An 18,959-nucleotide genomic window follows, 5' to 3' on the forward strand; every position below is an offset into this window, starting at 1 on the left:
TGATACCATTTAGCTTTTAATAGAACAAGAACATATTACAGAGGGGTAGCAAAGATCATGAAAATTTTGCTTTTTAACGATAATCCGGTAGTTCGAAAACTGGTAGCTCTCAGCGCGCAAAAAACAAAAGACGATTTGAGTGTAGTTTGGTCTGCTGATGAGATCGAAGAGAGTGAATATGATTTGCTCATTATTGATGATGCACTTTACAATGATGAGATGTTTGAATCTCTTACCGAGAGAATACACGTTAAAAGTAAACTGCTTATGGCAACACGGGGTGAAGCTATTCCCGCAGGATTTGACAACGTTATCAATAAGCCGTTCTTACCTACCGATTTAGTAGACATATTTGTCAAAATAGAAAAGAAAATTATTTCTGAGTCCGATAAAAGCAGTAACTCTTTCGAAGAAAATTTCACTTCACCCGCCTATGATATCAATTTGGAAGAAGCACTTCCTGATATGGCAGAATTAGATACGGCGGAAGATGATTTTGATTTTGGTGATTTAGAAGATTTTGATGAAAAACTTCCGGAAACCGCTATCTTGGATAAAGAAGAGGTGCAGGAAGTTCAGGGGCTTTTGGAAGACACGGAAGAAGAAAATTTAGAGATCGATGAATTTAATATACCGGAAGAGGAGATCGCACTTCCAAGTGATGTGATAGATGATTTGTCATTGGATGATGAGCCGGCAGTGGATGAAATAGAAGACGAAATCTTGAATTTTGATACGATGTTAGAAAATGACCGCTTGGGTCACGAAGATGAATTAATCCATAAAGAGTTATTAGACGAGGTTGATTTTGAACTTCCGGCCTCTTTACAAGAGGATGTAGATGCTGAGGAGGAGTTATTATCTCTTTTCGAAGAAATCGGTTTGGAAGAGAGTGCTTTGGAGGATGAGGAAGAGTTTGGCGAGATGGATACCTCTTTTCTTATGGATGATGAAGAGTTGGGTAATTTGGAATCTAAAATTGAGGATGCCGTGAGCGGATTAGAGAGTGAAGAGTTGGAAAGAGAATTAGAAAGTGATGATTTAGGACTTGAATTGGACGATAACCTATTGGAAGAATTAACATTGAACCAAGAAGAAATGACGGATGAAGAGATAGCGGGTAGCGGAGATCTTGATGAGCTAGATATGCTTGATGAGCGTGAGCTCAAACGTGCCGTCGGTGAAGAGATAGAAGAAGATGAACCTCTTATTCATGCAGCTGAGGGGGATACTTCATTAAGTGCAGAGATATTGGATGAGGTCTTGAGTGAATCGGCCTTATTTGATGAAGTGGATGATGAGGTGCGTGCAGTTGAAGCTTCTTCTCATGCGGAGGGGGTTGAAGCACTTCAAGCACTTCTTAAAGCACTCTCCAATGAAGATGTAGCAAAATCTCTCAAAGGGATGAATATTAGTATTAACATCAATTTCGGGAATAATGAATGAATCGTCACAGTGGAGCGATACTTGTTCTCTCCGGGCCTAGCGGTGCGGGAAAAAGTTCGTTAATTAACAAAATAAAAGATCATATCGGCCCTACCCATTTTTCCATTTCAACGACCACAAGGGGAAAACGTGAGGGGGAAGAGGAGGGTGTTCACTATTATTTTGTTGATGTAGATGAGTTTAAAAGTGATATTGAACAAGAGATGTTTTTAGAGTACGCGGTAGTTCACGGCAATTATTACGGTACCTCTTTAGGGCCGGTCAAGAAGGCTCTCAAAGAGGGAAAACTCGTTATTTTTGATATTGATGTACAAGGACATGATGCCGTTCAAAACAGACTCAGTGACATCACTACCTCCGTTTTTATCACCACCCCTTCACTTGAAGAGTTAAAACGACGTTTGCATAACCGTTCAACCGATAGTGAAGAGGTTATTGAACGTCGAATTGAGATGGCAAAACGGGAAGTTCAACGGATTAGTGAGTATGATTTTTTAATAGTCAATGACACGCTCGAAGAAGCTGCTGAAATTTTGATTTCGATTGCTAAAGCGGCACGGATGAAAATACCGACGTTGCAAATCAATGAATTTGTCCAAACATGGGAAGCCTCGTAGTAAAACGCGTTGCTGAATTAATCGAAATACGTTATACTTCCCCACTTAATTTTACATAAGGAACTCACCATGAGTATGCCAAGCGGAACTGAATTATTATTAATTTTCGGAATAGTTATTTTATTATTCGGTGCGAAAAAAATTCCTGATCTTGCCAAAGGTATCGGTCAAGGTATCCGTAATTTCAAAAAAGAGATGAAAGAGGAAGATGCTGCTCCAACTGCATCCGCAACTCCTGAAGCTCCAAAGCAAGTGGATGCTACTGCATCAACAACGGTAGAAGCTCCTAAAACTACTACACAAGCGTAAGCCTTGAAGCAGCGAGTCAGTGCGCTGTTGCGCGATACGTTTAATTGTGATGTAATCCTTGAAAAGCCGAAAGACCGTTCTTTCGGTCACTTCGCTACCCCTATTGCTTTTTCCCTCGCCAAAGAACTCCGAAAATCTCCTATGGCTATTGCCGAAGAGATCGCTACTTCGTTTAATGAGAGTGAAATGTTCGGTGCGGTTGAATCGGTCAAAGGGTATATCAATTTTCGCCTCTCAGAACAGTTTTTAGATGAATATGCTTCATGGGCATTACAGCATGGCAATGAGTTCGGAAGCAGCGATAAAAAAGGTTCTATTCTCCTTGAATTCGTTAGTGCCAACCCGACCGGACCGCTTCATATCGGACATGCACGCGGCGCTGTTTACGGGGATACGATACTTCGTCTCGGACGTCATCTCGGGTACGATATTACGGCAGAGTATTATGTCAACGATGCGGGAAATCAGATCGATTTGCTGGGGGTCTCTTTACAGCTAGAGGGACGCAGCTCTTTACTGGGTGAGAGTGTCGAATGGCCGGAGAAATACTATCGCGGAGAATACCTCAGTGACTTAGCCCGTGAGGTAGTAGAACTTTTCGGTGAAGATGCACTTCGGGATGAGAGCCGTCAAAAAGAGCTTGCTTTGTGGGCAAAAGATAAAATTCTAGCGCTCATAGTCGATGACCTTAAAGCGATCAATGTCCATTTCGATACTTTTGTCGGTGAAGCCTCCCTCTACAGTGAATGGGATCGCGTTATGGCAAAAATGGGTGAGGGCGTTTACCTAAGCGAAGGTAAAACCTTTATCCGATCCTCCGATCTCGGCGATGACCATGACCGTGTCGTAGTACGTGAAGACGGACGTCCGACCTACCTCGCGGGAGATATTATCTATCATAACCAAAAGTTTGAGCGTGGATATGAGGATTACATCAATATTTGGGGAGCGGATCACCACGGCTATATCGCCCGTGTGAAAGCGGCGATCACCTTTTTGGGATACGATTCGTCCAAACTTGAAGTGCTCCTCTCTCAAATGGTGAGTTTGCTCAAAGACGGTGAACCGTTTAAAATGTCCAAACGTGCGGGAACGGTTATCCTCATGAGTGACGTGGTCGAAGAGATCGGTGCAGAAGCGTTGCGCTTTATGTTCGCCTCTAAAAAGTGCGATACGGCGCTCGAATTTGATATCGAAGAGCTTAAACGCCAAGACAGCTCTAACCCGATTTACTATATTCAGTACGCCCATGCACGTATCCAAACCTTGATTGCGAAAAGCGAAAAAAACATGGATGAGATTATGGCTTCCCATTTGTACGGATTAAGTGCGGATGCGGACGGATTGTTGTTCGAAGCGTTATTGTTGCCGGAGATCATTGAGGACGCGTTCGAATCGCGCCAAGCGCAAAAACTTCCCGATTATCTCAAAGTGCTAGCGGGGCGTTTACATAAATTTTACTACGATACCCGAATCATCGGTACCGAAGATGAAGCAAAACTACTCAAACTCCTTCTTGTAGTTGCCCTCTCACTTAAAACAGGGCTTTCACTACTCGGAATCCAAGCTAAAGATCGAATGTAAATTTGCCCTGCTTAGGGCAAAAGTTTCTTCTCTATTTATCCCAATAATCTCGTAATATTTTGTCGAAGAGCATCGTTTTGATGGGCGATTGCAATTTGGGTTACATCTAATTTGAAATTATTTTGTTGGAAATCTTTGGTTGCATTCTCCATATCGGTATCGGAAATCTGACTTTTGGCTGCGGACATCTCCGTGATTTGGTTGAGAAGGGTATCGGTTGCACTGATAAGGTTTTGGGTCGTAGCCCCAATATCTGAAGAAGCTTGCGTTAAAGCTTCTCGGTACATTTCGATGGTATAGAGACTTTCAATCGATAATGAAGAAGTAGTGAGTGCCGGGATAGAGGTTGAAATATTTCCCTCACCCAAAGAGAAGGTAGCATTGTTCCCGAACAGAGATTTTCCGTTAAAACTGCTCCCTTCGATATTTTGCTGCATCGACTCCAACGTACGGTTAAATTCACCCTGTAACGCTTCTTTCTGAGATTCGTTTAATGCGTCATTGTTGTAGCGAACACTGAGGTCATTTAGTTTTTGGGTTTGCTCACTTAACGCATTTAGGGTTCCTCCGGCGATTTGCATCATAGAGATACCTTCATTCGCATTCATTAGCCCTTGTGAAACAGTGGAAATACTGCTTTGAATCATATTTGCAATTGTACGTGAGGAGCTGTCTTCCATTTTTAGTTCAGTCGCAGCCGCTATTTTTTCTAGTGTCTTATCCCTTTTGGATGTTTCACTGTTAATTTGCGGAAGCGGATTGAATTGGGTATCTAACTTCATGGCGATCCCTTCTAAAATTATCATATTTAATTATAATATCACCGAACAGATTAAAATGGGATTAATGTTTTAAAAGTAAGTAGCAGGCACAACAGAGTAGCAATGCTATAATTCCGTTATTGCGAAGCGTAAGGAGTAAAAATGGTCAAAGTTGCGGCAATACAGATGCAAATGAGTGAGGATAAAGTCTCCAATAGAGCAAAAGCCGAAGCCATGGTCCGTGAAGCGGCACGTAACGGAGCCAATATCATTTTAATCCCTGAATTATTTGAAGGGTACTATTTTTGTAAAGATATGGACAAAAAATATTTCGAGTGGGCGCAACCGCTCCAGAATAATCCATTGATTACTCAGTTTAGTTCTTTAGCCAAAGAGCTTGGGGTTGTGCTTCCTATCAGCTATTTTGAGCGTGAGGGGGATCGTTATTTTAACTCTCTTGTAATGATTGATGCAGACGGTACTGTACTAGAGAATTACCGTAAAACCCATATTCCCGATGGTCCGGGCTACGAAGAGAAGTTTTATTTTGAGCCGGGGGACACAGGGTTCAAAGTATGGAAAACGAGATTCGGTAATGTCGGTGTCGGTATCTGTTGGGATCAATGGTTCCCAGAAACCGCCCGTTCTCTTACTCTCATGGGGGCGGATATGATTTTCTATCCGACTGCGATCGGAAGCGAACCCGAAATCGGGGTGGACTCGGCGTCACATTGGCAGAGGGTACAGATGGGGCACTCAGCGGCAAATATCATCCCCGTCATTGCCGCCAACCGTATCGGAGAGGAAGTCGGCGAGAGCTGTACCCTCACCTTTTACGGCTCCTCGTTCATCACCGATTATACGGGGCAAAAAGTTGCCGAAGCATCCCGCGACAAAGAGGAGATTCTCTACAGCGAGTTTGACCCCGTATCCATTCGCGAACACCGTCACTACTGGGGATTAGTTCGTGACCGCCGTCCGGAGTGTTACGGAGAGATTGTTAAGCAATAACGATATGGAAAAGCTAGCCACAAAAAATCTTCACGTTTTGTATGTCGAAGATGATGATGTGGCGCGTGAAAATGGTATCGAGTACCTCGAAAACTACTTCGATCATGTTTATGCCGCTTCGGATGCTTTTAGCGGATTAAAACTCTATCGGGAGATTCATCCCGAAATCATCATTACCGATATTCAGATGCCTAAACTGAACGGTTTAGAGTTTATCAAACAAATCCGTAAAGAGAATAAAGAGACTCAGATCATTGTTATAAGCGCGTACAGTGATACGACGTACCTTCTTCAAGCAATCGAGTTACAGTTAGTTAAATACCTGATAAAACCGGTACAGGAGAGCGCTTTTAAAGAAGCGTTGCAACAATGTATCGAAAGCATCCACCATAAAGATTCTAATATCATCAATCTTCCGGATAACACCTATTTTGACACGTACAATCAGACCCTTGTGCGCGATGGTGACGTTGTTGCTTTACGGACAAAAGAGCTTCAGATGCTGAGTCTGCTCCTCAAATATAAAAACCGCTATGTCACCTATAGCGAGATCGAAAACCATGTTTGGCGAGAGAGTGCCATGAGCAGCGATGCTCTTAAAACACTGATGAAAAATCTCAAAGCGAAACTCCCTGCGAATCTCATTTCCAACCTCTCAGGGACAGGGTACAAAATTGAGTGCTGAAGCGTTCACCCACTTAGCCTACGGAGCAACGTTCGGCATTTTGCTGATGAGTATCGTCTATACGCTGGTGCGCTATGTCTACTCCAAAGAGATCATGTATATCAGCTATTGCGCCATGCAGGTTTTCTCTTTGGGATATATCAGCGCCTACAGTCATCTTTTCGCTCTTGCTCCTTTTATGCAGGAGATTTTTCTTTTGTTAGCAACGCTGAGTGCCGTTATGTTTGCGATAACGTTTCATGAGGGGAATTTGATTCCAAAGATTACAAATTTTAAAGAGTTGGTGATCAATACCCTTTTGCTCAACGTGGTCATTTTGACCGCCTTTTATCACTACATCCTTTTTGAATATCTCCCCTATACCGTTGTCTATGCGATTTTATTCCTTTCGGTCGTATTTAATCTCCGCTCAGGGTTTAAACCGACGATTGTGTATGTCATCGGATGGTCGTTACTGTGTATTTTGCTGTTTGTGTTTCAGCTCAAACAGGTGTACGTTGAACACGGTTATATCGATATTGTACTGGCGGCATTTGCAGTGGAAGCGGTGTTGTTTACGATCTCGATTTCGTATAAATACAATCTTTTCAAAAATCAGGCGCTCGATCATCAAAATATGTTGTTTCAACAGTCAAAAATGGCAAAAAGCGGTGAGATGATCGCCAATATCACCCACCAGTTTCGTCAACCTCTCAATAACCTCTCCTACCTGTTGATGAATCTGAAAAGTCGGTATGAAAATCGTACGATAGACGATGCATATTTCGATAAGAAAATTGCTTCGGCGCAGGAGCAGTTGCAGTTTCTATCCAAGACGATTGATGATTTCAAAGAGTTTTATACCCCTGCCAAAGCGAAAGAGCCTTTTTCCCTCACCGAAGCGATCCGCAACAGCGTTGCCGTCATTGCCCCCGATTTGAAGAGCAAGGGAATCGTATTGGAGGTTGTTGATTGTGATGACGAGATCGCTATTTTTGGAAAAAAGAATGAGCTGTCACAAGTTTTACTGGCGTTGATCTCGAATGCGTCGGATGCATTGAACGGGGTGAGTGAACCAAAGATTATCCTTCGTAGCCACTGCAACGGAAGTGAAGCAATGATTAGACTCGAAGATAACGGGAACGGGATTTCAAGCGATATGCTCGGAAAGATTTTTGACCCCTATTTTACGACGAAATCACAAGGGAGCGGAATCGGGCTTTATTTGTCCAAAATGATCATCGAAAAAAGCTTCGGAGGAAAAATAGAGGTCGAGAGTAAGGTTCGAGAGGGGAGCGTGTTTACCCTCTCGATGGCTCTCTATCACTGAGCTCGCGGATAGATAAACGAAATCTCTTTGTCGACGGAGATTTTCGGATTTTCTTTTGCGAAGATAGTCAGTTTGAGTTTCAACACGGTGTCTCTTCGATTCGACTGCGATAGATTTTGATGTGTCGAGATCACTAAAACTCGCTTGCGCATACCATCGGCTTTAAGGCTTAGTTCTTTAAAGCTATCGATATGGAAGTTTTTATCTTCTACTTTGACATCGTAGGTATAGGTTTGTTTTTGGGTGTTGTGAATGTTCACAATATAGTTGTTGCTGACGATGCCATCGTGTGCCTTATACTGTTCGTTGGTTTTATTGATATTGACCAACACAGGCTCTTGTCCCGCTGCAAATACCGCTGCAAAGATTATTGATCCTATCATAGCGACAAAATACATGATGTTGCGTTTGGAATAAATAGAGCTTTTTAGTTCATGTAAAACTGATTTTTGACTTCCCCACTCGATCAGCGATTTTTTCCCTAATTTTCCCATGACGGTATTACACGCATCGGCACATCCGAGGCAGTTGATGCACTCTAATTGTAGCCCTTGACGTATATCGATATGGGTCGGACATATTTTGACACACGCTTCGCAGGCGGTACACTCTTGTGCTCCGCGATTGGTGTTATACACGACGTGTTTGGTATTGTCATCATAAAGTACGGTTTGTATCCGTGAATAGGGGCATAGATAGGTACAAAAGCTCTCCTGCATCCAGACAATATCATAAATCAAAAATGCCGCAGTGGTAGCGATGAAAATGATGATAAAGAGATGATCTTCGGGATGTTGCATGTAGGTGAAGAAATCTTCGGGAGGGACGAAGTACCAGATGAAATTGGTCGATGCGGTGATGGCGATCAGTGTCCAGAGTAAAAAGCCGACAGCGATTTTGATCTTATTCTCAAGAGGCGAGGTATTCATCCGTTTTTGTTTGTTCGTACTGTTTCTCAAATCGAGGAGGGTTCCTTGAATCAAATCCCGATAAATGGTTCGAAAAATCGTCTGAGGACATCCCCATCCACACCAAGCTCTCCCCAGTATAGAGGTAAGAGCAAAAATCCCTATAAACAAAAACATCAGCAAAAACGGCATGATGTAAAACTCATTGACATCGTATGCTAATCCCATAAAATGAAACTGGAGCTTTTCGAATGAGAGAAGCAAAAGGTGGTTGTCATTGACTGTAATAAACGGCACGATAAAAGTAAAGAGGGTGACAAAGGCATAAAACCAATATCGTTTGGTTGCATAAGACATAGAGACTCCTTGAGTATAGAATGGAGAACTGTAAAAAAATAAAGTGTCTTTTTGGTGGTATCAAAAATATAGTGGAACTCCTTTTGCTTTAGTGAGGGTAAGAATCACTAACGGGGGTTGCCGTGAGAGTTGTTTTACGCAATAACGCTATCTTTGTTCAAGGAAGCTCTAATACTCTGGAAGAGCCGTGGATGGAAGAGTTTTTCGATCATCATATCCATAACACGTTGTTTTTGGACAACGGAGTATTGGTGCTCAATAATGAAAATTCTTTGGGTCAAAAAGAGGAGTTTTTAGAAACATTGAGTGAGTGCTATACGAAAGCGAATGAGCTCACAGGAACGTTTTATAGCCGTTCGCTCAAGCGTTGTAAAACGGCAGCCGTTCGGATCGAAATTCCATACCGTGAGAGTGAAAAAGTAGATATCGAACTTTATGCCTACAACTCCGGATGTGTCCAATTCACTTTTTTAACTCCGAACCGTTGGGTGATGCGTTATCTCAAGCAACAACTTTCTAATCTTGTAACCAGCTCCAGCGAAGAGGATATTTTCATCGATGTGAGTACGGCTGCGGCGAAGTCACGTCTTGAAAAAACCCTTAACCGTCGTGACGTACTCCATTTTACGATCAACTACCAATACGACGATGAGTTTATGAGTCGGCTTTACGGAAACTACAAAGGATGGGGATTTGGTAATGATGCCATCGACAAGATGATCCGCTACCACGCTATTTTTGAAATTCCGATGGGTTCATCCCCTGAAGATTTGAAAAAACGGTACCGTACTTTGGCTAAACGGTATCACCCTGATCGCGTCCAAAGCAAAAATCCTAAAATTATTAATAAATATACCGAAAGATTTCAGCTTCTCCAAGAAGCGTACGGTGCTTTAAAAGCGGTCAGTTAAAACGCTTAAATCTTCCGCACAGAAACGGTAAAGCCGCTTATCTTTCATCTCATTTAGTTCGTTTGAAAATCCCCGTTTGGTAAAGAGAAATATTTTATCGGGGAGAATCGAGAGCTTGGTACATTTTTCCTCAAGTTTGTGAAACTCTTTTTTATTCACTTTGTGGTTTGTCCATTTACACTCTCCCACCCATATCTCCCCCTCCATGGTTTCGCTGAGAAGATCGATCTCTACTTCACGGTTCCAATAACTTCCCGAATCGAGCAACTCATTTCCAAATTTTACGGTGAGTATTTCACGAATGTAAAGATCACACAGTTCTTCAAAGGTAAATCCGACGAATGCATTGAAATGAGTATGAAAATGGTTGAAAAAAGGGAGATAATTTTCCTCTCGAATTGAGCTCGAAAAAGGTTCAACAAAGGCAAACCAAAAGCGTAAAAAAGGGGTCGTAAATCGGAATTTATGAGAAATTCGATGGTGTTCAATCTCTTTTTTAAAACGTTGTTTCGGATGGGAACGTATCAAAGGCATTTCGCGTGAACGCTCTAACGTAAGATAACCGCTGGTGCGTAAGAAGTCAAAAGCTTCATTTCCCCGCTCTTTGCCGATACGGGCACGTCGATAGGCTGATCCTTGACGTCGATCTCCGATTGCAATCGCATGAAGAAGATTTAAATACAGAGGATCATCGTTTAGCAGGGTGAGTAAATGTTCCCGATGGGATTCAAAGGGGTTGAGTATGTGGTGAGTGATGAGGGATTCAATCGGAGTGTCGGTATCGATAGGTTCGTCGTATCCACCGAAAATAGAGAACAGCTCGACGCATTGTTCCATGTCGGAAGGGAGATTGCGGTGAAAAAAATTGTGGATTAAAAATCTATTCATTGGATAAATTATAGCGCAATTTTATGTTCGGAGAAAATGGACAATAGGGTACAATTAGACAAAAATCGCAGGAGCTAGAGAATGCAATATCGTTATATCGGGCAAAGCGGTTTACGGGTTTCGCCGATTTGTATGGGTACGATGACATTCGGAAGCCAATGCGATGAAAAAAATGCGTTTGCGATTATGGATAAAGCGTACGATGCCGGAGTAAATTTTTTCGATACGGCGGAACTTTATCCCGTCCCTCCGGAAGAGAGCCTCGTCGGATTGACGGAAAAGACGGTAGGGCGTTGGCTCAAAACCAAACCGCGTGAAAGTATCATTTTAGCGACGAAAGTGGCGGGAGCGGCCTCAGGATGGTTTGTCCCACCTATCCGTCACGGCTACACGGCGATTGATCGGTTTCATATCGAGCGGGCGATTGAGGGATCGCTGAAACGGCTCGGAACGGACTATATCGATCTCTATCAAATGCATTGGCCCGATACCGTGGTTCCGATAGAGGAGTCGATGCGGGCGTTTGATGCATTGGTGCAAAGTGGCAAGGTGCGCTATATTGGAACCTCCAACGACACCGCGAGAGGGACGATGAAATCACTGATGGTTTCCAAATACGAAAAACTGGCCCGTTTCGAGTCGATCCAGAATAACTTTTCACTTCTGAACCGTCGCGATCTAACCGAGATCGGTGCATTGTGCCGCGAAGAGAAAATCTCACTTTTGCCGTATTCACCTCTGGCGGGTGGGGTATTGAGCGGAAAATACAATCAAGATATCAATGCACATGGGCGCTTCAGCGATTACGTCAAATCTTCCAATAAACGTCAACGTCTGATGGCGGCGCGATTTATGAACGATAAAACGCTTCTCTCGACACAGGAGTATCTCCGTATTGCAGCCGAAGCGGGAGTGAACCCTGTGACAATGGCTATCGCATGGAGCAAACAGTTTGATTTTGTCGCCTCGACGATCATCGGTGCAACAACACCTGAACAACTTGATGCGAGTTTGGCGGCAATGAACGTCACTCTGAATAGTGAAATACTCCAAAAACTGGATGAGGTACATGCAAAAATTCTTTATCCTATGGGTTAGTATCCTCGCCTTTTTTTTCACAGGGTGTTCCACCAAGCATTACAGTGTAAGCGAGCCTAAAATCATCACCCTCAAAACCCCGAAAATCAAATTTGCCGATACGGGGTATATTCGTCATGATGAGACCTCGGTAGAGGTGGAACTCTTTACCGCCGGAGTTGCGGTAGAGAAAATTTCGATCGATTCACTGGTGTGTGTGAGTAGCGGATGTATGAGTGAAGAGACGTTTGTCCAAGAGTATCTCAATCGCGATTATCCGCGTGATACGATGCGTAGTATCTTGTTGGGCAAAGATATTTTCGGAGGTCGAGGAAAAGAGGAGATGTGTGACGGACGGTTATTTCAGTTTATTCGAAATGACGAGATGGATATTATCTATCGCAGAGGTAAAGGGGAAATCTATTTTAAAGACCGTCTCAATAGCCTTATTGTAAAAATTGAGGATTTAAAGGAGAATAATGCGACTGAGTGAACGAAGCTCTCAGGTGGAGCAATCCCATATCCGTTCTATGACACGAGCGTGCAACGCGATGAACGGGATCAATATGGCGCAGGGAGTCTGCGACCTCGAAGTTCCCCGCGAGGTGATCGAGGGGGCGTATGCGGCGATGAATGCTGGTGTTAATATTTATACCCCGACCGAGGGATTGCCTCGATTACGTTCTGCAATAGCCGCTAAAATGAAACGGTTTTATGAGGTCGAAATCGCACCTGAGCAGGTATTGGTCTCTGATGGAGCGACGGGGGCATTTTATACGGCGTGTATGGCACTCTTGAACCCTCTCGATGAGGTGATATTGTTTGAACCGTACTACGGTTATCACCGCTCCACTCTCACCTCACTCGGAGCGGTTCCGACATTTGTCCGCTTTGAAGCCCCACAATGGAAACTCGATATGGAGGCGCTCGAAGCAGTTATTACCCCTAAAACCCGTGCGATGGTGATCTGTAATCCCGCAAATCCGAGCGGTAAAGTCTATACCCGTGAAGAACTCGAAGCGATAGGGAAATTTGCCGAAGAACATGATCTAATCGTGTTTGCCGATGAGATGTACGAGCACTTTTTATACGGCGACGCGGTGCATATCACGGCACTTAGTATTCCGAGTTTGAGAGATCGATGTGTTGTTTTGAGCGGATTTTCCAAAGTGTTTAGCATTACGGGTTGGCGATTAGGATACGCTATCGCCCCCGTAAGTGTTATCGAAGCGATGGCACAGCTCAACGATCTCATCTACGTCTGTGCTCCTGCACCGTTGCAGATCGGTGCGGCGGTCGGACTTGAAAGTCTGGAAGATGGCTATTACACCGAGCTAGCCCGTATCCATGAGCACAAGCGTGATCTTTTTTGTGATGCACTCCGTGACGCGGGATTGATTCCGAGTGTCCCTGCGGGTGCGTATTACGTCATGACCGATGTAAGTAATATGATCGGAAATGATGATTTTGAAAAAGCGATGGCGATTTTAGAGAGAACAGGGGTTGCATCCGTTCCGGGTCGAGCGTTTTACCACGATGATGCGGGGAAAAACATGGTGCGCTTTTGCTACTCAAAACCGCTGGATGTACTTGAAGAGGCGGCAAAGCGGATACGAGGGTTATGTTAAAATACCGAATACTAAAAATTAGGAATATTGATGTCTAAATTTGTAGGAGCTCATGTCTCCGCTTCGGGCGGTGTTTTTAACGCTCCGCTCAACGCAATGGCGATCGGTGCGAAAGCGTTCGCCCTTTTTACGAAAAACCAAAAACAGTGGGCGGCGAAGCCTCTCGATGAGGAAACAATAGCTCTTTTTAAAGCCAATCTCGCCAAAAGCGGAATCCTCCCGAAACATATTCTCCCACACGATTCGTATCTGATCAACCTTGGTCATCCCGAAGAGGATAAACGGCAAAAATCGCTCGAAGCATTTATCGATGAAGTACAACGGTGCGCTCAGTTGGGATTGGACCGTTTGAATTTTCATCCGGGGAGTCATCTCAAACAAATCAGTGAAGAGGAGTGTATTGACCGTATCGCTTCGAGTATGAATGAAGCGCTGAGTGTTACCGACGGTGTCACATTGGTAATCGAAAATACGGCGGGTCAGGGATCGAATTTGGGATGGAGATTTGAACATCTGAGTGCGATTATAGAGCGTATTGAGGATAAATCACGCGTCGGTGTCTGCATCGATACGTGTCATATGTTTACGGCGGGATATGATATTCGCACCCGTGAGGCGTATGATACAACATGGAAAGAGTTTGATACAATTGTAGGATTTAAGTATCTCAAAGGGATGCATATCAACGATTCTAAACCCGATTTAGGAAGTCATGTCGATCGGCATGATTCACTCGGCAAAGGAAAAATAGGGTTGGATGCGTTCGGATTTTTGATGAACGATTCGAGAATGGATGATATTCCGCTCGTGTTAGAGACAATCGATGAGACGATTTGGGCGCAAGAGATTAAACTTCTGTACGGAATGGAGAAATAATGAGAATCTTGGCTCTATCGGTTATCGCATCGGCGAGCGTAATGGCAGGGGGATATAAAATCCCTGAAGTTTCCCTCAACGCTACGGCACTAAGCGCGGCGTATATAGCGAATGCTCACGGAGCCGATGCGGCCTATTATAATCCTGCGGCGATGGTCTATAACGAGGATGCCAATCTACTTGAAGTGGATGCGACGTATATCGCTCTTAGTTCGATCGATTTCGACGGGGCGAGTGATTACAGTTCCAAAGAAGAGAACTTTTTGGTTCCCTCTCTCCATTTCGCTTCTAAAAAATTAGGAGACAGCGGAGTTCGAGCGGGATTCAGTATTGTCGTTCCGGCTGGGCTTTCGAAACGATGGGATCATTCGACGCCTAAAGCGACGGCAGAAGAGTTTACGCTAGAGACGGTAGAACTTAATCCCTCTTTAGCCATACCGCTTAGTGATATCGTCAGTTTTGGTGCAGGAGTGCGTGTTATTTCAAGCAGCGGTATTGTGAAAAGCAGCGCTGCAGTTTCTAGGGATATGGAGGGGGATGGGATTGATTACGGCTATAATCTTGCCCTTATGGTTAAACCGACTCCTGCATGGGCTTTAGCGGCAACATACCGTTCGAAGATTGATTTATCAATTGAGGGAAATGCTAAACTTTATACCGGTGCAACATTATCCTATAACGGTGATGTTAGTGTGAGCGTGCCGGTTCCGGCTGCACTAAATTTAGCGGCGGCTTATAGTTTTGGAGAGGGTACAACGGTAGAAGCAGTATTTGAGCGTACCTTTTGGTCGGCGTATAAAACATTGGATTTTAACTATCCGGTTTCCATCGGTGCGTTGACGAGTTCTTTTGATGATCCTAAAGCAAAAAACTGGAAAAACACCGATAGCTATCGACTTGGATTAACACAAAAATATGAAAAGTGGACGGCAATGGCAGGGGTAGCCTACGATGAGACTCCGGTTCCCGAATCGACACTCGGATATGAATTACCCGATTCGGATGCATGGATAGTTTCGCTCGGAGGACGCTATCAGCTTGATGAGCATTGGAATATCGGTTTGGCGGCTCTTGTCGATTTAAAAGAGTCACGAGAAGTACATAATGCCTCTATTAACGGTGAATTTAGCAATGCACGTGCGTATTTGGTCACGGCAGGAATCGAGTATCGTTTTTGATTTACTATCCGTATGAGAATTTTTATGCAATGCTTCGTGCCGTGGCAGAAGAAAACCCTTCTAAACGGGTTATTTTCGTCGACGATAAAAGTTTTAGTTACAAAAGCTTTTTAGAGGGCGTTGATCGCGTTGCCCGCTCTCTTGAACTAGTCGGTGTCGAGAAGGGAGATCGGGTTGCTCTGATCTGCCCCAACAGTATTGAATTTGTCCAAAGTGTTTTTGCAATCAGTAAACTCGGTGCGGTTACGGTACCGATTAATACGATGCTCAAAAATGAGGAGTATCGCTATATTTTGGATGACTGCGGTGCGAAGACATTGATTACATCATCCAAGTTTGCCAAAGAGGTAGGTAATTTATCTGATTCGGTTGAGACGATCACCCATACGATTTGGATCGATAAAGCTCCCAGTGAAGATTCCAAACATTTGGTATTGGATGAGATACTAAGCGATCACTTACATATGCACAGCCCATCCCCCTCACAGCTGGACGATACGGCGGTTATTTTTTATACATCGGGTACCACGGGCTACCCTAAGGGGGCGATGATTAGTAACCGTAACCTTTTTTCCAATCTCGTAGGGGCGAAAGAGCGATTTGATCTCCGTTCGCAGGATCGTTTTATTGTTTATTTGCCGATGTTCCACTCTTTTACGTTTGCTATTATGGTGATCTTGCCGTTTTTTATGCGTGCATCGTTTGTCATTATCCCCTCGATTTTGCCCTTTAGCAATATCATTAAACAAACACTTTTCAAACGGGTTACGGTATTTATGGGTGTCCCTGATATTTACAATGCCCTTATCCGCGCTAAATTACCGTGGTATTTTTTATGGTTTAACTCTATCCGCTGTTTTATATCGGGGGGTTCGGCATTGAATGAAGATACCCTGAACCGTTTTCGCGCTACTTTTAAGCGCGCAACCATGTTGGAAGGGTATGGTTTAAGTGAATGTTCTCCGGCGGTAGCGATCAATCCACTTGATAGGCAAAAGCCCCTTTCGGTCGGCCTACCGCTTTATGGATACGATGTGAAAATTGTAGATGATGAGATGATAGAGCTTCCTATCGGTGAGGCGGGAGAACTCATCGTACGAGGAGATTGTGTAATGCAGGGGTACCTTAACAACCCTGAAGCTACGGCAGAGACAATTCAAAACGGATGGTTGCGTACCGGTGATATTGCAAAAGTAGACGATGAGGGGTATGTGTATATCGTCGATCGGATCAAAGATTTGATTATCTCGAAAGGGCTTAACATCTATCCCCGCCAAATCGAAGAGCAGATGATGCTTTTGCCATCGGTTAAATTGGCTGCGGTAATTGCCCAGAGTGATCCACACAGCGGCGAAGTTCCTATTGCGTTTATTGAGCTTGAAGAGGGGTATGAAAATACATCTCCTTCCAAAATTAAATCCGAATTGAAAGAACATTTGGCATCATTTAAAATCCCTAAAACAATTACCGTGGTAGAATCATTACCGAAAACCGCCACAGGTAAAGTACTCAAACGAGTTTTAAAACAAGGAATCCATTGAAATATCTTATTGACTTTTTAGAAAACAAAACAATCGAAGAAACCCATATTTTTTCACAACTCAAATGTACCGTCGAAGAGGCAAAAATTTTGCAGCTTCTCACCCGAAAGTTTTTACAATCGCAAGAAGATGTCATTGTGGCTGAACTCCTTCAAGAACTTTACGGAGCCGATGACTATTCCTATCTCAGCCATTTCGGGGAAGTAAAAACGCTACTTGAGCTGGGATGGATTACCCATCACTCGTTTACTCCGATCAAAATCAGTGAGCTGTCTCATTTGGAACTTTATAATACACCCGTTGCGGTGACGTCGGTTTTTATGAAACTTCTCGAAGAGGGTTCATTAGAGATGACGCTCCCCGATATCAAACCCTACGCCGATCATTTGGAATATCTTCAAGATCAATTTTTTCGTATTGAGCTGTACCAGAAGATGTCGATAATCCGTCATAACGGTAATGAGCACTCGCTCGGGATCAACCGCATCCAAAATAAACTTGATCTCCTCGAAAAACGGATCGATGAGCGAATTGCACAAACCTCACTCGACGTGGTACTCGATCGATTTTTTAAACAAAAGAAACTGGAACCTAAAGAGCAGGTGATTTTTCTCGCCCTGCTCAAAGAGGAGTACAGTGCGACCGAGGGGAATCTGAGAGAGATGAATACCCTCATCGATCTAATCAGTTTTGATGATTACGAGCGGATTAAAAATCGTGCTCTCCTCGAAGACGGTGCCCGCCTCATCAACGAGGAAGTGATCGATTATGAGGAGATGCTCAATCCCTTCGGCGGAATTAGCCGTGCATTCTACATCGTCGATGAGGTGCTTCAGTCGATTATGCATCCGCAGAAAAAGAAAAAAGTACGCAAACTAAAACTCGATATGCTGATCAAAGAGCAGGAAATTTTCGAGTTGATCGAACCGACAACCTCGCTGGAAAATGTTGTTTTGAACCCTTCTACTGAACAAACCCTTCAAAATCTTATGCGCCAATTGGATCGTGAAGTAATCGCACGGCTTCATGAATGGGGAGTTAAAGATAAAAAAGCGGGAATCGATGCGCGGATTATTTTCTACGGCCCTCCTGGGACGGGGAAAACTCTCACCGCCCACTCCCTTTCACGCTCACTTAAACGGCAAGTTTTGAGCTTTGATTGTTCCAAAATTCTTTCGATGTACGTCGGTGAATCGGAAAAAAATGTCCGTAAAATTTTCGATACCTATGCAGATCTTACAAAGCAGACGAAAACAGAACCGATCTTGCTTTTGAACGAAGCGGATCAGTTTCTCTCCTCCCGCTCATCAGGAGTCGGTTCCTCCGCGGATCAGATGCACAATCAAATGCAAAACATCTTTTTGGAACAGATCGAGAAATTTCAGGGGATTTTGATCGCGACGACGAACCTTCTCGAAAATATTGATCAGGCTTTTTCACGTCGATTTAACTACAAGATCGAGTTTAAAAAACCGGATCAAAAACAGCGTATAACGTTGTGGAAAATGATGCTCCCGCCGAATGCACCTTATGAGAGTGGATTCGATATTGAAAAATTGGCTTCTTATCCTCTCACAGGCGGGCAGATTAATCTGATTGTCAAAAATACGGCATACCATGTTGCAGCCCGAAAAGAGGGGATATTTAAACTCGAAGATTTTATCGGTGAGATTAAAAAAGAGCGCTCCGGTAGTTTTGAAGGGGAAAAATCGATGGGATTTATTAATCATTGAATTTTAAAGGCTCATTTCTGCTTCGATAAGTAGCACATGGACGTCTCTCACTAAGTCTAAAATTCTCCTCTCTCCCCGTTATATTGTTCCGATTTGACACGATATAACGGCAGTTTCCCCAAAGTGTTACGAAATATAAC

The 18,959-nt window shown here is 43.6% G+C and carries 18 protein-coding genes; 15 read left to right on the plus strand and 3 right to left on the minus strand.

The features are described from left to right. Positions 1-57: 57 nt before the first annotated feature. The 4 genes from RMO68_RS03765 (at position 58) to argS (ending at position 3,956) form a co-directional block, all read left to right on the plus strand. Positions 58-1,446: a hypothetical protein gene (locus RMO68_RS03765; protein WP_310439374.1), complete on the plus strand. Its 1,389-nt coding sequence runs from the start codon at positions 58-60 to the stop codon at positions 1,444-1,446. Beyond that, positions 1,443-2,063, plus strand: a complete 621-nt coding sequence (gene gmk, locus RMO68_RS03770; protein WP_310439375.1) for a guanylate kinase — start codon at positions 1,443-1,445, stop codon at positions 2,061-2,063. The genes RMO68_RS03765 and gmk overlap by 4 nt, the downstream gene beginning before the upstream one ends. 69 nt (positions 2,064-2,132) lie before the next feature. Next, complete coding sequence (locus tag RMO68_RS03775) at positions 2,133-2,372, plus strand: twin-arginine translocase TatA/TatE family subunit (protein WP_310439376.1); 240 nt, start codon at positions 2,133-2,135, stop codon at positions 2,370-2,372. 3 nt (positions 2,373-2,375) lie between these two features. Beyond that, positions 2,376-3,956 (plus strand): arginine--tRNA ligase, encoded by a 1,581-nt coding sequence (argS, locus tag RMO68_RS03780; protein WP_310439377.1) that lies wholly within the window; start codon positions 2,376-2,378, stop codon positions 3,954-3,956. Positions 3,957-3,991: 35 nt separating this feature from the next. Here the strand turns inward: argS and RMO68_RS03785 are convergent, their stop codons facing one another. Further along, positions 3,992-4,738: a flagellin gene (locus RMO68_RS03785; protein ID WP_310439378.1), complete on the minus strand. Its 747-nt coding sequence runs from the start codon at positions 4,736-4,738 to the stop codon at positions 3,992-3,994. A gap of 141 nt (positions 4,739-4,879) precedes the next feature. Between RMO68_RS03785 and aguB the strand changes: the two genes are divergently transcribed. The 3 genes from aguB to RMO68_RS03800 are packed head-to-tail and all read left to right on the plus strand — an operon-like array spanning position 4,880 to position 7,722. Beyond that, positions 4,880-5,728: an N-carbamoylputrescine amidase gene (aguB, locus tag RMO68_RS03790; protein WP_310439379.1), complete on the plus strand. Its 849-nt coding sequence runs from the start codon at positions 4,880-4,882 to the stop codon at positions 5,726-5,728. Beyond that, entirely contained in the window at positions 5,685-6,413 is a 729-nt protein-coding gene (locus tag RMO68_RS03795) for a response regulator transcription factor (protein ID WP_310439380.1), read from the plus strand. The genes aguB and RMO68_RS03795 overlap by 44 nt, the downstream gene beginning before the upstream one ends. Then, a complete protein-coding gene (locus tag RMO68_RS03800; RefSeq protein WP_310439381.1) occupies positions 6,403-7,722 on the plus strand; it encodes a HAMP domain-containing sensor histidine kinase in 1,320 nt (439 codons plus the stop codon). Before RMO68_RS03795 ends, RMO68_RS03800 begins: the two co-directional genes overlap by 11 nt. Here RMO68_RS03800 and ccoG read toward each other — a convergent pair. Next, positions 7,716-8,987: a cytochrome c oxidase accessory protein CcoG gene (gene ccoG / locus RMO68_RS03805; protein ID WP_310439382.1), complete on the minus strand. Its 1,272-nt coding sequence runs from the start codon at positions 8,985-8,987 to the stop codon at positions 7,716-7,718. The genes RMO68_RS03800 and ccoG overlap by 7 nt on opposite strands. A 122-nt stretch (positions 8,988-9,109) precedes the next feature. Between ccoG and RMO68_RS03810 the strand changes: the two genes are divergently transcribed. Continuing rightward, complete coding sequence (locus RMO68_RS03810; RefSeq protein ID WP_310439383.1) at positions 9,110-9,898, plus strand: J domain-containing protein; 789 nt, start codon at positions 9,110-9,112, stop codon at positions 9,896-9,898. Here the strand turns inward: RMO68_RS03810 and RMO68_RS03815 are convergent. Further along, positions 9,881-10,786 (minus strand): DUF234 domain-containing protein, encoded by a 906-nt coding sequence (locus RMO68_RS03815; RefSeq protein ID WP_310439384.1) that lies wholly within the window; start codon positions 10,784-10,786, stop codon positions 9,881-9,883. The genes RMO68_RS03810 and RMO68_RS03815 overlap by 18 nt on opposite strands. 81 nt (positions 10,787-10,867) lie before the next feature. Between RMO68_RS03815 and RMO68_RS03820 the strand changes: the two genes are divergently transcribed. Genes RMO68_RS03820 through RMO68_RS03850 form a run of 7 tightly spaced genes read left to right on the plus strand, consistent with a single transcriptional unit; the run spans position 10,868 to position 18,819 of the window. Beyond that, a complete protein-coding gene (locus RMO68_RS03820) occupies positions 10,868-11,884 on the plus strand; it encodes an aldo/keto reductase (RefSeq protein ID WP_310439385.1) in 1,017 nt (338 codons plus the stop codon). Then, positions 11,856-12,356, plus strand: a complete 501-nt coding sequence (locus RMO68_RS03825; RefSeq protein WP_310439386.1) for a hypothetical protein — start codon at positions 11,856-11,858, stop codon at positions 12,354-12,356. Before RMO68_RS03820 ends, RMO68_RS03825 begins: the two co-directional genes overlap by 29 nt. Continuing rightward, entirely contained in the window at positions 12,343-13,491 is a 1,149-nt protein-coding gene (locus tag RMO68_RS03830) for a pyridoxal phosphate-dependent aminotransferase (RefSeq protein ID WP_310439387.1), read from the plus strand. The genes RMO68_RS03825 and RMO68_RS03830 overlap by 14 nt, the downstream gene beginning before the upstream one ends. A gap of 30 nt (positions 13,492-13,521) precedes the next feature. Continuing rightward, complete coding sequence (gene nfo / locus RMO68_RS03835) at positions 13,522-14,367, plus strand: deoxyribonuclease IV (RefSeq protein WP_310439388.1); 846 nt, start codon at positions 13,522-13,524, stop codon at positions 14,365-14,367. Then, positions 14,367-15,545 carry an OmpP1/FadL family transporter gene (locus RMO68_RS03840; RefSeq protein ID WP_310439389.1) on the plus strand — a complete coding sequence of 393 codons (1,179 nt, stop codon included), beginning with the start codon at positions 14,367-14,369 and terminating at the stop codon, positions 15,543-15,545. The genes nfo and RMO68_RS03840 overlap by 1 nt, the downstream gene beginning before the upstream one ends. After that, entirely contained in the window at positions 15,545-17,086 is a 1,542-nt protein-coding gene (locus RMO68_RS03845; protein WP_310439666.1) for a long-chain-fatty-acid--CoA ligase, read from the plus strand. Before RMO68_RS03840 ends, RMO68_RS03845 begins: the two co-directional genes overlap by 1 nt. Beyond that, entirely contained in the window at positions 17,083-18,819 is a 1,737-nt protein-coding gene (locus tag RMO68_RS03850; RefSeq protein WP_310439390.1) for an ATP-binding protein, read from the plus strand. Before RMO68_RS03845 ends, RMO68_RS03850 begins: the two co-directional genes overlap by 4 nt. Positions 18,820-18,959 lie beyond the last annotated feature (140 nt).

The sequence above is a fragment of the Sulfuricurvum sp. genome (genome assembly GCF_031427015.1).
Classification (GTDB): Bacteria; Campylobacterota; Campylobacteria; order Campylobacterales; family Sulfurimonadaceae; genus Sulfuricurvum.

Coding starts and splice junctions, on each gene's coding strand:
- RMO68_RS03765 (WP_310439374.1), top strand. CDS start 58: ATGAAAATTTTGCTTTTTAACGATAATCCGGTAGTTCGAAAACTGGTA.
- RMO68_RS03830 (WP_310439387.1), top strand. CDS start 12,343: ATGCGACTGAGTGAACGAAGCTCTCAGGTGGAGCAATCCCATATCCGT.
- RMO68_RS03825 (WP_310439386.1), top strand. CDS start 11,856: ATGCAAAAATTCTTTATCCTATGGGTTAGTATCCTCGCCTTTTTTTTC.
- RMO68_RS03840 (WP_310439389.1), top strand. CDS start 14,367: ATGAGAATCTTGGCTCTATCGGTTATCGCATCGGCGAGCGTAATGGCA.
- RMO68_RS03785 (WP_310439378.1), bottom strand. CDS start 4,738: ATGAAGTTAGATACCCAATTCAATCCGCTTCCGCAAATTAACAGTGAA.
- ccoG (WP_310439382.1), bottom strand. CDS start 8,987: ATGTCTTATGCAACCAAACGATATTGGTTTTATGCCTTTGTCACCCTC.
- aguB (WP_310439379.1), top strand. CDS start 4,880: ATGGTCAAAGTTGCGGCAATACAGATGCAAATGAGTGAGGATAAAGTC.
- gmk (WP_310439375.1), top strand. CDS start 1,443: ATGAATCGTCACAGTGGAGCGATACTTGTTCTCTCCGGGCCTAGCGGT.
- nfo (WP_310439388.1), top strand. CDS start 13,522: ATGTCTAAATTTGTAGGAGCTCATGTCTCCGCTTCGGGCGGTGTTTTT.
- RMO68_RS03815 (WP_310439384.1), bottom strand. CDS start 10,786: ATGAATAGATTTTTAATCCACAATTTTTTTCACCGCAATCTCCCTTCC.
- RMO68_RS03775 (WP_310439376.1), top strand. CDS start 2,133: ATGAGTATGCCAAGCGGAACTGAATTATTATTAATTTTCGGAATAGTT.
- RMO68_RS03820 (WP_310439385.1), top strand. CDS start 10,868: ATGCAATATCGTTATATCGGGCAAAGCGGTTTACGGGTTTCGCCGATT.